We start from the raw sequence: 13,253 nt of genomic DNA, 5'->3' as shown, positions 1-13,253 counted from the left end.
TGCATCTCGAAGGAGGAACGAGCAGAATGTCCGGCGATCGCAATTCGGTGATTTCCCCTCCTCCTTCGAGTCGTCCGGGACGAGTCTTAATCGGCATCACGGGGGGGATTGCTGCTTATAAGGTTTGTGAGATCGTTTCCACTCTGGCCAAATCCGGGGTAGAAGTTCGTTCTATACTGACATCTGGGGCGCGAGAATTTATCGCGCCTCTCACTATTTCTACTTTGTCTCGTCATCCAGCCTATACAGACGCCGATTTTTGGTCGCCCACTCGGGGCAGACCCTTACATATCGAGCTAGGAGAGTGGGCCGACCTGTTCGCGATCGCCCCGCTAACGGCGAATACCCTAGCCAAACTGGCAACGGGGATGGCGGACAATTTACTGACTAATACGGTTTTAGCGTCCAGATGTCCGTTATTGCTCGCCCCGGCGATGAATACGGATATGTGGGAACAGCCTACGACTCAGCGCAACTGGCGCGAGATCCTCGGCGATCCGCGCGTTTGGGGCTTGGAACCGGGATCGGGAATCTTGGCGTGCGATCGGGTCGGTTCCGGACGCATGGCGGAACCCGCACAACTTCTGAGTTGGATTGACTCACTATTATATACTGGCGGTCGGCGAGACTTACAAGGCAAGCGGGTTTTAATTAGTGCGGGGGGGACGCGAGAACACCTCGATCCGGTTCGTTTTATTGGCAATCCGGCGACGGGAAAAATGGGAATCGCCCTCGCTCAAGCTGCGGTGTCTCGGGGGGCAGAAGTAACGCTAGTGTGTGCGGCGATCGCCCCCCACCTTCTCACTACCTTGGGCGGAGTGAGAGCGATCGCCGTGACTACGGCAGCTCAAATGCAACAAGTGATGCTCGACGAATTCGAGACCGCCGATCTCACAATTATGTCCGCCGCCGTCGCCGATGTCAAACCCGCCAGTTACAGCCCGGAAAAATTGCCAAAACGTTCGCTTCCCGAGGCGATCGCCCTCGAACCCGTTCCCGATATCGTCGCCGAGTTAGGTAAACGCAAACAACCCCATCAAACATTAGTGGGATTTGCCGCTCAAACTGGAGATATTGTCACCCCAGCCCTAGATAAACTACGCCGCAAACAACTTGACGCGATCGTTGCCAATCCGATCGATAAAAGTGGTGCGGGTTTCGGCAGCGATACGAATTGGGCCGTAGCGATCGACTCCCAGGAACGACAACAAAAAATCGAGCCTTGTAGCAAGTTGGAATTAGCCCATCGTTTATTCGATTTTCTCAGTTTAAATACTGTCGGGATCCACACCTAACTCCCGCAACTTTTCACTGAGGCGATCGATTTTTTCTTGCCCGGACTTCGCCGCTTCTTCCGGCGTCGGGACTAATTCCCCCTCGGGAGTGAAAAAGCGCAACTGGCGATTGTCAATACCTAAAAATAATTGTAATTGTTCGCTCCACAAATGACCGCGAGGGTTGGCCTCCAAAGGGTGATAAGAGCCATCGCTTAAATGAAATCCGGCGAACTCCAGAGAATCTGGGTCAAACCAAAAATAATCGGGAGTGCGAAAAATATCTTGATAAATTTGTTTTTTCAATTCCCGGTCTACTTGAGCGGTACTCGCCGAAAGCAGTTCGACGATTAAATTAGGATATTTGCCGTCTTCTTCCCAAACCGTCCAACTTTTGCGCGGTTGGCGTTGGGTATTTAAAACGACGAAGAAATCCGGACCGCGAAAGTCTTCCGATTTGCGTTGATTGGCGGAATAATAAATGGTTTGATTCCCCGTGGCAAAAAAGTCATCGCGGTCTTGCCACAACCATTCGAGACATTTAATTAGCAGCATCATTTGCTGCAAGTGTAAGTAAGTTTCCAAGGGCGGTTCGTCACTGTAGCGATCGCACGGAGGAACTATAACATCTTTCCCCTGGTTTTCCAATGTTTTGGTAACAGGCATGGTTCTTCCTCGGGTTTATAATCTATTCGGATCTATTCCTAATTCTCTTAACTTTTGACTGAGGCGATTGATTTCTTGTTGAGCCAGCTCTCTTTCTTGGCGTTCCCGGTTAACTTCTTGTTGAGCCAGCTCTCTTTCTTGGCGTTCCCGGTTAACTTCTTGTTGAGCTAATTTCGCCGCTTCTTCCGGCGTCGGGACTAATTCCCCCTCGGGAGTGAAAAAGCGCAACTGGCGATTGTCAATACCTAAAAATAATTGTAATTGTTCGCTCCACAAATGACCGCGAGGGTTGGCCTCCAAAGATTGATAAGAGCCATCGCTTAAATGAAATCCGGCGAACTCCAGAGAATCTGGGTCAAACCAAAAATAATCGGGAGTGCGAAAAATATCTTGATAAATTTGTTTTTTCAATTCCCGGTCTACTTGAGCGGTACTCGCCGAAAGCAGTTCGACGATTAAATTAGGATATTTGCCGTCTTCTTCCCAAACCGTCCAACTTTTGCGCGGTTGGCGTTGGGTATTTAAAACAACGAAGAAATCCGGACCGCGAAAGTCTTCCGATTTGCGTTGATTGGCGGAATAATAAATGGTTTGATTCCCCGTGGCAAAAAAGTCATCGCGGTCTTGCCACAACCATTCGAGACATTTAATTAGCAGCATCATTTGCTGCAAGTGTAAGTAAGTTTCCAAGGGCGGTTCGTCACTGTAGCGATCGCACGGAGGAACTATAACATCTTTCCCCTGGTTTTCCAATGTTTTGGTAACAGGCATGGTTCTTCCTCGGGTTTATAATCTATTCGGATCTATTCCTAATTCTCTTAACTTTTGACTGAGGCGATCGATTTCTTGTTGAGCCAGCTCTCTTTCTTGGCGTTCCCGGTTAACTTCTTGTTGAGCTAATTTCGCCGCTTCTTCCGGCGTCGGGACTAATTCCCCCTCGGGAGTGAAAAAGCGCAACTGGCGATTGTCAATACCTAAAAATAATTGTAATTGTTCGCTCCACAAATGACCGCGAGGGTTGGCCTCCAAAGGGTGATAAGAGCCATCGCTTAAATGAAATCCGGCGAACTCCAGAGAATCTGGGTCAAACCAAAAATAATCGGGAGTGCGAAAAATATCTTGATAAATTTGTTTTTTCAATTCCCGGTCTACTTGAGCGGTACTCGCCGAAAGCAGTTCGACGATTAAATTAGGATATTTGCCGTCTTCTTCCCAAACCGTCCAACTTTTGCGCGGTTGGCGTCGGGTATTTAAAACGACGAAGAAATCCGGACCGCGAAAGTCTTCCGATTTGCGTTGATTGGCGGAATAATAAATGGTTTGATTCCCCGTGGCAAAAAAGTCATCGCGGTCTTGCCACAACCATTCGAGACATTTAATTAGCAGCATCATTTGCTGCAAGTGTAAGTAAGTTTCCAAGGGCGGTTCGTCACTGTAGCGATCGCACGGAGGAACTATAACATCTTTAACTTCGGTTTCAGGAGATTCTTTATCGGAGGCGCGATCGCGCTGTTGGAGAACAGACATAGTCATTGGGGGTAAAAAGGTCGGGCGTAGTCTTATTTTAGAAAAGATTAACGAACTCGGCGCCGTCGAACGCGATCGCGCTTCGATCGCCCCTCACCCCCCACCCCGGGATTCTGGGGAGACAGGGAATAGGCTAAAATGACCAGGCAAACGTGAACGGTAGCAGTACGGGGAAACTCCGGTGGAACTCCGGGGCTGTGCGGCAACTGTCAGCGAACCGGATGGGGGGGTTTGTCGCCGAGGGAAACAACACGAGGGGTCTCCGGGGAGACCGGGGAAGCGAACCCGACCGAGATCGCGAGCCAGAATGCCTGTCTGTTACCTGCTCACTCGATTTCCTGCCTCGCACGGGAAAGGAGTTACCAAATTCATGCCGACGCTTGAAACTAACGATTTGACAGCACTTAACGCCAACTCCCAAGTTATCGAAGATTTATCCTTGGAGCCACTGCCGATCCAACGTCCCTTATTACTGGTCGGTCATGGAACTCGCAACGAACAGGGACGACAAACCTTTCTCGATTTTGCTTCAAGTTATCAAGTTTTAGATCGATCGCGTCCCGTGGTTCCCTGTTTTCTGGAATTGACCGGACCGACGATTCAAGAAGGGATCGATCGCTGTGTGGAGCAAGGATATACAGAATTTTCCGTGCTGCCGATCCTGCTATTTGCCGCGCGACACAATAAGTTCGATATTACCAACGAATTAGATCGGGCGAGAAGTCGTCATCCAGAGTTAAAGTTCCACTACGGGCGTCATTTCGGCATTACCCCGGGGATTTTAGATTTGTGGCGCGATCGCCTCGAACAGCTCGATCGCCCGGAACACAATCCCGATCGGATCGATCGCGCCGAAACGGTCTTGCTCTTTGTGGGACGGGGTTCGAGCGATCCGGACGCCAATGGGGACGTGTATAAAATGGCACGGATGCTGTGGGAAGGAAGCGGTTACAAAACCGTGGAAACCTGTTTTATTGGGATTACTCACCCCCGTTTGGAAGAAGGTTTCCATCGCGCTCGTTTTTACAAACCCAAACGGATTATCGTTCTACCCTATTTCCTCTTTACCGGGGTCTTGGTCGAGAAGATTTTTCAGATTACCGCTCAACAACAGCAACAGTTCCCCGAAATCGAGATGACCTGTTTGCCGGAAATGGGGATTCAGCCGCAACTGTTGCAGGTGGTGCGCGATCGCGAAATCGAAACCCAACTCGGTCAAGTGCAGATGAATTGCGAAGCGTGTAAATTCCGCTTAGCCGCACTCAATTCCGGTTCTGCCGAAGCCGGACACCATCACGGACACCATCACGGACATCATCACGGACATCATCACGGACACCATCACCATGACGGCTCGGCACCGGATCCGTATGCGGACGAACAAGTCTACCACGATCGCATTTGGCAGGCTCCCTAAATTGAACTAAGAAAACCGAAGCGATCGAGGGGCGATCGCGATCGATCGCCCCGTCAAATTCCGCTAAAATGCGATCGACTCGCAACCGCCAACCCTTTACAAACCATTCCTTTCAGCGTTTGCCGAGCTTCGATTTTATCCCGTCGAGGGCTTCATTTTTACCGAGAAATGCAGCAGGAATCGGTAAATTTGTCAAGACTTTAAAATTAAAAATTTTATCGAGATCGGTATCGGGGCGCTCTCCCCGAGTCCCTGGAATAATTTGTTAATACCTTATCCTAAACAAAAGCGATAATTATAACAGAAAAGACAAAAACACTAGATAATACTAGTATTTTATCAAGAAAATCGAAGTAGACTTGTAAATTGCACTCAAAGAGTTCTGCGAAATAAATGGCAGATTTCCTGACGTTTATGACCTCCCTTTCCCCCAACTTGTACCTACCGGGTCAGGGAACCATTGCACCCTTACTGGCTGCGGCGGAAACCGCCGAAGCCGCCAAACCAGAAGAATCCATCATTGTTGCTGGGGTTCTGCTGAGTTTAGTTGTCATCTACCTCGCCAGCAAAATTGGCGGTGAAATTTGCACGCGCATTAACCTGCCCCCCGTCCTCGGGGACTTGGTCGGAGGCGTCATCGTCGGCGTATCCGTCTTCAAACTACTCATCTTTCCCGAAAGTGGAGTAGACGGCAGCGAGTCAGTGATTATCAGCGTGCTGCAAAAGACCACAGGTTTAGAACCTGCAGCCGCGATCGCCACCTTTGAAGCGCAAAGTGAAGTCATTACGATCTTTGCCGAACTTGGCGTCATCATTTTGCTGTTTGAAATCGGCCTGGAATCGGAACTCAAAGAACTGATCAAATACGGCCCGCAAGCCGCCGTAGTTGCCGTCGTCGGGGTTGTCGCGCCCTTTACGGCGGGAACCGTCGGTTTAATTACCCTGTTCCACGTCGCCACGATCCCGGCTATTTTTGCAGGCGCCGCCCTTACGGCGACCAGTATCGGGATTACCGCAAAAGTGTTGGCCGAAATCGGACAACTCAGTTCAAAAGAAGGTCAGATCATTATCGGCGCGGCAGTTCTCGACGATATTCTCGGGATTATCGTCCTCGCCGTCGTCGCCAGCTTGGTGAAAACCGGTGAAGTCGAAGTCACCAACATTCTCGTTTTAATCGTCAGCGCCGGAGCCTTTCTCGTCGGCGTGATTCTCCTAGGACGATTTTTGAGTCCTTACTACGTCAGTTTTGTTAAAGAGCTCAAAACGCGCGGTCCGCTCTTAATCTCCGCTCTCGTGATTGCCTTTATCCTGTCCTATATTGGTGCGGCAATTCACTTAGAAGCCATTTTGGGCGCGTTTGCCGCAGGCTTAGTCTTGGGAGAAACTGAGAAACAACAAGAACTGGAAGAACAAGTCGTTCCCGTCGCCGATGTTTTCGTCCCGGTTTTCTTCGTGGTCGTCGGCGCCAAAACGAACCTCGGCGTTCTCAATCCTGCGGTTCCGAGCAACCGAGAAGGGCTAATCATCGCGGCCTTTTTAATCGTGGTCGCCATTATTGGCAAAGTCGTTGCCGGATATAGCGTATTTGGACAAACAGAAGTCAAGCGTTTGGGGATTGGCATTGGTATGATTCCCCGAGGTGAAGTCGGGTTGGTCTTTGCTGGAGTCGGAGCCGCCAGTGGCGCCCTTTCCGATGCCCTACAAGCCGCCATCATCATGATGGTCATCCTGACAACATTTGTCGCTCCTCCCTTATTGCGATTGGTATTTCGCGAACCTGTCACTACACCTGAAGTGGTCGGGTCTACGAAGGACTAGCACCACACCAATTCGTAACGCCAAGCGGGGACGATCGCGATCGCGATCGTCCCCGCTTTTTCGAGCTTAGGTTAAGGACTGACGGAAAATTAACCCGTAAAATTAACCCGTAAAATTAACCCGTAATCGTTACCTCGTCCGTATTTACCCCCGTAGCGCCATAAACGCCACTGGCAACGTTGACCACCCGGTCTAAATCGTCTTGAGAGGGAACTTCACCTTTTAAAACCACCGTACCGCCAGTTTGCGCGACCCAGAGGCGCTCGAAGTCGTCGGTATCGGGATTTTGGTCGAGAGCGAGGGCGACTCGTTTCGCCAAGCCACTTTGGTCGTATTCTCCATTTAATCCCAGCCGTTCCGGAGGGGTAGAGGGATCTTCCGGCGCTTTGGGGACGCTGTACGCTTGCGCCGGACCGGAGGGATCGTCCGGTGGAGGAGCTTCGATGGTTTCCGGTTCGCCACCCGGCGTGACCATATCAAAAATGCGATTTAACCAACCCATATCATTTGTCTCCCAAAATGGATGTTCAGATAGTATGCGATGACGAGGACGATCTCGGTCTATCTAAAGATAGATGACACCGATCGCGATCGCCGGGCGATCGCCGCTTCAGTGGATCCGTGACGAGAACGCCTGTCTCGATCGCATGGTAGACCGAAGACTCGATTGCAGCCAAATCTTTTAGAATCGAGCATCTTAGGCTCTCTTCTGTAGAGACAAACGGTTTCCGGAACACTCACCCGATTGGCGATCTCGACGCGATCGCCTCGTCCTTATCTCTAACAATAAGCTTAAAAAAGACCGCAACTTCTGAGGGTCAAGATAAAATAAGCAATTACAACAGGAATCGAAGATCTTAGATTTTCACAAGGGCGACGGTCACTGATGAAACATACACTTTCTGTTCTAGTGGAAGATGAAGCAGGCGTGTTGACCCGGATTGCGGGTTTATTTGCTCGGCGCGGCTTCAATATTGAAAGTTTGGCCGTAGGACCAGCCGAACAACTGGGCATTTCTCGAATTACCATGGTCGTCACGGGAGACGATCGCGTCATCGAACAGTTAACCAAACAACTCTACAAACTCATTCACGTCCTTAAGGTTCAAGACATTACCGAAACTCCGTGCGTCGAACGGGAGTTGATGTTGCTTAAAGTCAACGCCAACAGTACCACGCGATCGGAAGTGGTCGAACTGGCGCAAATTTTCCGCGCGCGGGTGGTCGATGTGGCGGAAGATTCTCTCATTATCGAAGTCGTCGGCGACCCCGGTAAAATGGTGGCGATCGTTCAAGTTCTCAACAAATTTGGCATTCGCGAAATTTCGAGAACGGGTAAGATTGCGCTCACTCGCGAATCCGGGGTCAATACGGAATATCTCAAGTCTTTGGAAGCGAAGATTTAGCAGAACTGGCGATCGAGAAGATAAATAAGAACAGGGACATGGGGTTACCATGTCCCTGTTCTTATTGGCGATCGCCTATCCGAAAATCGGCTGGCTATCAATCCATTGGTAAACAAGCGAGTTTTCCGGCTAGATTCCCTTCAATTGACTGACTGACCCGATAGCTCCGCGCCGATTCGTGCCTAAATTTTGCTAAAGAATGGACAAGAGCGCGCTCGTGTAACCCTAGAAATTTGTAGTGTCGGCGATTTGGTGGAATTCTACACCCCCGGTTCCTTATCCTTTTAAAAACCGCTAAATCTGAAGTGATAGATTCGGCTTTTTCCCGAACGAATTTCCATTGACTGGAAGAAATTTATCTCCCAAATCGAGGAATTGTTATCGGCCACTTCCACGGTGGGGATAAGGTTGATTAGTTCCAGAATCCAGTTGCGCCGCTATTGACTGTTCTGGACCATGAGAAACCATAGAATTATCTCCTGCAACGTTCCGGAAGTTTGCAACTAAACCCATTAACAACAGGCTGAAAACCACGATAGATTTGTAGCTGCTCATAAAAAAACCGTCTCAGCGCTTCTATTTTTTCTTTCTCGGGTGTGAGGGTTACATCCGGTAAAAAAATGAAGAAAAAATAATAGAGATTGTTGTCTAAATAGAAATCTTTTTGCAGAAAAAATCCGGATTGCATCTGAAAAATAATGACCGTCGTCATGGCAGATCGTGGAATAGAAAATGATAGAAACCACGACAACACGAGACTTAAGAGTCTACCGATCTTCGAGTAATTAGGAAATTAAGAGAGTTTGCCGATGATTGGCGATCGCCAATTTTATACGGATAAATCTTTTCGATCCGAAAGGCGATCGCCTCGCTACGATCTGGAGCGAGTTAGGTATTCAAGGGATCTAATCCGAGAACCGGATCGATAACCTTTTCTAAAAATAAAGATTGTATTTAGTAAAGGAAATTGTTTGTGGCGATCGAAGGATGAGGAGGTGACGATCGCGGTCTGAATCGGAGACCTCGGATGCTGAGAACCTCAATGGTTCTTCCAAAATCTAGTCTATGAGGGTTGATGACATGTGAACTACCCCAACCTGCGATCGCAGGTTGGGGCTTCCTACCCATCAAACTGCGAAACGGTAGCGGTCTTGCGACCTCTACTATCTCGACTTACACTTGGGCGATCGGCGATCTCCCCCGTCCCAGAGGATATAATCCGCACTCCTTCATCTCCGATCTTTTTGGCAGCGTTGATGTCGCGATCGTGTTGAGTCCCGCACTTTTCACACTGCCAACTCCTAAGATCGAGGGTCAGGCTTCTGACTTGATTTAGGCAGACATTACAAGTTTTAGAGCTAGGGAAAAAACGATCGACTTCGTAATATACTTTGCCTTCCCACTCACACTTGTATTTCAACAGGGTGCAAAATTGACCCCAACCGACCTGACTAATTCCCCCCGGAGATAAGTTGAGAGCTACCACCTGTAAGCACTGAGAATAAGGCTCTTTCATCCACTCATATTCTTTCTTGAGATTCGTTATCTCTTTCTGAATAGCGAACCTAGAAAGACCTTTTCCGGTTGCTTTATAGGTTTCATTGGTTAGGTTAAGAGCATAATTCCAAGCAAAACGACAACACCCAAAACTTTGGGCTAAGTGCTGTCGTTGTTTTGCGGTAGGATAGATTCTGACTCTTGTTGCTCTCAACATTACCAGTAAAACTTTTAGCGATCGATTTATTAAATCACAAAAAGATCGAACTTCATTCTAAGTTCGCTTTCATCCCCCATCTACTTCGTTGAGATGGGGGAATTCTCGCTCACGTCGGTTAAAACGGTTTTCTAAACTTTCTCTGTAGTGATTGAGGTTTCCCAGAAAATAACCCCCTAAGTTCGACTACTCAGGGGGTTGATGCTCCTACTGTTCGGGCTTAGATCCCAATTCCTTGAGAAGCTCTGAAACTAGAATTTCGGCCAACCGTCTTTTAACTGTACGTCCTACCACGGGGAGTTTTACCCACCCATTCAGGTCTTTGTAGCTGCGTTGATGATACTATGCTTGACGGTGAAACGACCTAGAGAGAATAAACCTGTCCGTCAAATAACAAGCGGGTGATTCCCTTTTCTTGCAAATAACTGCTCGTTTTTTGCAGCATCTTACCATCGGGAACCTTGATCACCCGTTGGTTGCGGGCGGAAAAACGACGGGCGACGCGGTGATTGTCGAACACCGGGAGGGTTTTTTCTTGCACCTCCTGGGCGGGGATATTGCCCAATTCGGAAAAATCTTTCAACGGTCGGGTAATCAACTCGGCGCCGCGATCGATCACGAGATAGCAAATTTTCGGCAATTGGGCTTCCGCGAGGGGGATCACTTCGACAAAGGCGCTGCGCGGGCGATCGTGTCGTTGACGCAAGCGGAGTTCTTCCGCGTAATCCTCCTCTAAATCCTCGTCGTCGTCGTCGAGATCGTCGTCGTCGTCGTCGAGATCGTCGTCGTCGAGAACGTCTTCCCCGAGCATTTCTTTGAGGGTACTGGTTTCGCTGTCGGAATAGCGATCGGGGGATTCGTCGTCATCGCGATCGCTCCACAGACTATCGAGTTCCAATTGAGTTCCCAAATCGCGATCGTCGTCGGACTCCTCGGCGCCGACCGTCGTGCGCTTGCGGATGCGGCGATCGATGGGGGCGTCCTTGCGTAGAGACGGACTCGATCCCCGGCGTGTCGGGGTAGAAGTGGGCATTTCCCGGCTCGTTCCTTCACTCGAACTAGCCGCATTATTTTGAGAAGAACGCCCGGAACGTTTTTGCTGGATGAGCGCTTCGTATTCTTTCTGTGACAAACTGCTTTTGAGAATGCGGCTGATCGTCGAACTGCTGACCCCGTAACGACTGGCCAACGTCAACGTGGTCTCCCCCGGTTGTCGGTAGAGTTCGAGGATATCCTGTTTGTCAGAATCAGAAAGTTTTCGAGAAGTCATGCCGCACGAAGGATGCTGTGGTTAGAGATCGAGAGCGATTGGGCGAGATCCGACCGGGAAAAGCGCTGACGTTTCCCTGAATTAGCAATCGGACACCGCTCGATAAAGATACCATTTAATTCTCAGCCGCGATCGCAAAGGGTACAGAACCTCAGATCGAAACAGGCCCTGTACCCATACTACGTCAGCGTGCTGGAATTGGTGGAGTTGACAAAAAGTTCGTACTCCTCCCAGGGGAGAATTAGTCGCCCCCTCCCCCACCACGTCGGCGTCCGCGCGATCGCGATCGGGTCGAAATGTCGTATTCCAACACCGCTCCAATTCCGAATAAGACGCCGCTAAACACCCAAAAGACTTCCAGCAAACTACCGCTTTGGTAGTCCATGACTCGGGTTTCTGCATATTTGAACCACATATCCGCGATGTAGAGCGAAAACGTAGCTGCAGCAATCATCCGCCAAGACTGAGAAAAACGACCGCCCCAGAACGCCAGCAGCAATGCCGTTGCCAAAATCAGCAAAATCACGTCCATCACCACGTAAAACAGGCTGACGTAATTGCTAAAGGGCTTGAGAAAGTCGTCGATCGCCACAATCAATTGAGGGGCATTGGTGTCTACGGCAGTTTCTGCGGCGGTTTCGGCGACTTCCGCCGTCGCCGGAGCCGATTCGGTCCCGGGGAAAGAGAACAAGTCTGCCGGAGAAGACAACCAGACGGCAAAAGCAACCCCGAAAACGGCGATCCCCAACAGGACGCCCCACTGCCACGGTTCTAAATTCAGCTTGCGAGACGATACCGCCAGAACCATGCCGACGGTCAAGGCGATATAGGTGACGGCGTAAAATAAATCACCCAAGGATACGTCCGGTTCGAGTTGCCAGTACAGTTCCCACAACCCAAACATGACACTGCCGAGGAAATAGGCGATCATGCCAATCCCGATCGCCAGCCAAACGTTGCGTCCGCTTACAATTTGATTGGAACGCCAATTTCTAAAACAGAGTAGACCTGCGATCAAAAAGGCCGCTAGTTCAAAAATCAAGGTGCCAATCGAGTACCACAAGGGTAAGCCCGCCTTGGCTTCTTGAGGAACGCTAAACAATAGAAAAAACAAAAGGGCAAAAACCGCCCATGAAATCGAACCTACAACGAGGTTTTGAGCGGAAAGCAAAAATTGAGAAGTTGAGAGCTTATCTGATGTCGTGCGCATAGCAGTAGCCAAACAGGTAACTGGGCATTGAATAATCCGTCAAGGATACGCTTAAAAATACAACGGCTCCGAGGGCTGCAGGTTCTCCCCGGTCTGAATCGCCGATGGGGGAACCCGTTGCGATTGTCGCTCACGACGTTGACCAAAGCTGGCCTAATGGCGACTGATTGAGCCATTCGGTGAATTGCTTGCGCTCGTTATCCGGCATGTCTTGCAGGACATCGATCGCGCGTTCGGTAAAGCTTTCGTTCCCAAAATACTCTTTACCGAGACGGTGGAGTTCTTGTAACAGCGTATTGAGATGGTGTTCTTGCCAAGAAGGCACCTGCGCCCCCCCCAGAGGATCCATATTGAGTAAATTATTGACGCTTGCCGTAGAGTCGGCTTGAGGAAAGCGCCATTTTTGAAAGACCTGACCGATCTCTTTCTCAAATGACCCCGCCTGTCGTGTTCCGAGTAAATCTTCAATATCGAAATAAACCGCCTGCAATAGCAGCAGACAGGCTTGGGTATATAAAGGGGAAGCGGCAACACCGCTATTTTGAGGATCGTCGGCTTGATCTAAACGAATTTTGCCCCAAACACTATATCGATCGGGTTCTTCGAGTAGCACGCAAGCTTTGCCACGGTTATCTGTCAGATCTCTCCAGAAAGCTCTAGCTTCTTCCGCCTGCTGTGCGCTAAACACGTTAATCAGGCGAAAGGTCTGACCCTGATAATTAAGGATTGGAATCTGTTGACCCGTTTTCGGGTGTACGATTCCAGAGATTTCAACGTCCTGCCGTTTCAGAATAAACATGACACTGCCAATTGAGTCCTCGTGGCCTGGGGGTACTGTCGGCTAAATTCAGAATGACTTAGGCGAGAGTCTCGACATCAGCCGGATGGGGTTAGAGTTAGGTCGAGCCGCGATCGCGCAGTTCGTTGGCTGAGTCGCGCTGTCAACGGCTTC

General features: G+C 49.7%; 15 protein-coding genes. 4 read left to right on the top strand and 11 right to left on the bottom strand.

Annotation, left to right across the window (positions count from 1 at the left end):
* Positions 1-26: 26 nt before the first annotated feature.
* Complete coding sequence (gene coaBC / locus HCG48_RS08295) at positions 27-1,295, top strand: bifunctional phosphopantothenoylcysteine decarboxylase/phosphopantothenate--cysteine ligase CoaBC (protein WP_168568732.1); 1,269 nt, start codon at positions 27-29, stop codon at positions 1,293-1,295.
* On the opposite strand, the gene HCG48_RS08290 is transcribed toward coaBC, so the two are convergent.
* From HCG48_RS08290 to HCG48_RS27015, 4 genes are read right to left on the bottom strand one after another with little or no spacing between them, the layout of a single operon-like run.
* Positions 1,269-1,940 carry a Uma2 family endonuclease gene (locus tag HCG48_RS08290; protein WP_168568731.1) on the bottom strand — a complete coding sequence of 224 codons (672 nt, stop codon included), beginning with the start codon at positions 1,938-1,940 and terminating at the stop codon, positions 1,269-1,271. The genes coaBC and HCG48_RS08290 overlap by 27 nt on opposite strands.
* 15 nt (positions 1,941-1,955) lie before the next feature.
* Entirely contained in the window at positions 1,956-2,711 is a 756-nt protein-coding gene (locus HCG48_RS08285) for a Uma2 family endonuclease (RefSeq protein WP_168568730.1), read from the bottom strand.
* Between the two features lie 15 nt (positions 2,712-2,726).
* Positions 2,727-3,467 (bottom strand): Uma2 family endonuclease, encoded by a 741-nt coding sequence (locus HCG48_RS08280; protein WP_168571806.1) that lies wholly within the window; start codon positions 3,465-3,467, stop codon positions 2,727-2,729.
* Between the two features lie 47 nt (positions 3,468-3,514).
* Positions 3,515-3,673 (bottom strand): hypothetical protein, encoded by a 159-nt coding sequence (locus HCG48_RS27015; protein ID WP_445974476.1) that lies wholly within the window; start codon positions 3,671-3,673, stop codon positions 3,515-3,517.
* A gap of 164 nt (positions 3,674-3,837) precedes the next feature.
* On the opposite strand from HCG48_RS27015, the gene HCG48_RS08275 reads away from it, so the two are divergent.
* Both HCG48_RS08275 and HCG48_RS08270 read left to right on the top strand, forming a co-directional pair.
* Entirely contained in the window at positions 3,838-4,884 is a 1,047-nt protein-coding gene (locus HCG48_RS08275; protein ID WP_168568729.1) for a sirohydrochlorin chelatase, read from the top strand.
* A 393-nt stretch (positions 4,885-5,277) separates the two neighbouring features.
* Positions 5,278-6,702 carry a cation:proton antiporter gene (locus HCG48_RS08270; RefSeq protein WP_168568728.1) on the top strand — a complete coding sequence of 475 codons (1,425 nt, stop codon included), beginning with the start codon at positions 5,278-5,280 and terminating at the stop codon, positions 6,700-6,702.
* Positions 6,703-6,817: 115 nt separating this feature from the next.
* Here HCG48_RS08270 and HCG48_RS08265 read toward each other — a convergent pair whose 3' ends face one another.
* Positions 6,818-7,204, bottom strand: coding sequence for a BON domain-containing protein (locus tag HCG48_RS08265; protein WP_168568727.1), 387 nt, complete (start codon positions 7,202-7,204; stop codon positions 6,818-6,820).
* Between the two features lie 384 nt (positions 7,205-7,588).
* Between HCG48_RS08265 and ilvN the strand changes: the two genes are divergently transcribed.
* On the top strand, positions 7,589-8,107 hold the full coding sequence (gene ilvN, locus HCG48_RS08260; RefSeq protein ID WP_168568726.1) for an acetolactate synthase small subunit: 519 nt from the start codon (positions 7,589-7,591) through the stop codon (positions 8,105-8,107).
* 378 nt (positions 8,108-8,485) lie between these two features.
* Here ilvN and HCG48_RS26825 read toward each other — a convergent pair whose 3' ends face one another.
* The 6 genes from HCG48_RS26825 to HCG48_RS08235 all read right to left on the bottom strand — a co-directional run bounded on the left by HCG48_RS26825 (position 8,486) and on the right by HCG48_RS08235 (position 13,100).
* A complete protein-coding gene (locus HCG48_RS26825; RefSeq protein ID WP_375339338.1) occupies positions 8,486-8,620 on the bottom strand; it encodes a hypothetical protein in 135 nt (44 codons plus the stop codon).
* Complete coding sequence (locus tag HCG48_RS08255) at positions 8,580-8,819, bottom strand: hypothetical protein (protein WP_168568725.1); 240 nt, start codon at positions 8,817-8,819, stop codon at positions 8,580-8,582. Before HCG48_RS08255 ends, HCG48_RS26825 begins: the two co-directional genes overlap by 41 nt.
* Before the next feature lie 408 nt (positions 8,820-9,227).
* Positions 9,228-9,821: a zinc ribbon domain-containing protein gene (locus HCG48_RS08250; protein ID WP_168568724.1), complete on the bottom strand. Its 594-nt coding sequence runs from the start codon at positions 9,819-9,821 to the stop codon at positions 9,228-9,230.
* Between the two features lie 364 nt (positions 9,822-10,185).
* Positions 10,186-11,091, bottom strand: a complete 906-nt coding sequence (locus tag HCG48_RS08245; protein ID WP_168568723.1) for a transposase — start codon at positions 11,089-11,091, stop codon at positions 10,186-10,188.
* 241 nt (positions 11,092-11,332) lie between these two features.
* Positions 11,333-12,301 (bottom strand): hypothetical protein, encoded by a 969-nt coding sequence (locus tag HCG48_RS08240; RefSeq protein WP_168568722.1) that lies wholly within the window; start codon positions 12,299-12,301, stop codon positions 11,333-11,335.
* 130 nt (positions 12,302-12,431) lie between these two features.
* Positions 12,432-13,100 carry an Npun_F0813 family protein gene (locus HCG48_RS08235; protein WP_168568721.1) on the bottom strand — a complete coding sequence of 223 codons (669 nt, stop codon included), beginning with the start codon at positions 13,098-13,100 and terminating at the stop codon, positions 12,432-12,434.
* Between the last annotated feature and the right edge of the window lie 153 nt (positions 13,101-13,253).

This window comes from Oxynema aestuarii AP17 (assembly GCF_012295525.1).
Classification (GTDB): domain Bacteria; phylum Cyanobacteriota; class Cyanobacteriia; order Cyanobacteriales; family Laspinemataceae; genus Oxynema; species Oxynema aestuarii.
This window is presented reverse-complemented; position numbering and strand designations above follow the sequence as displayed.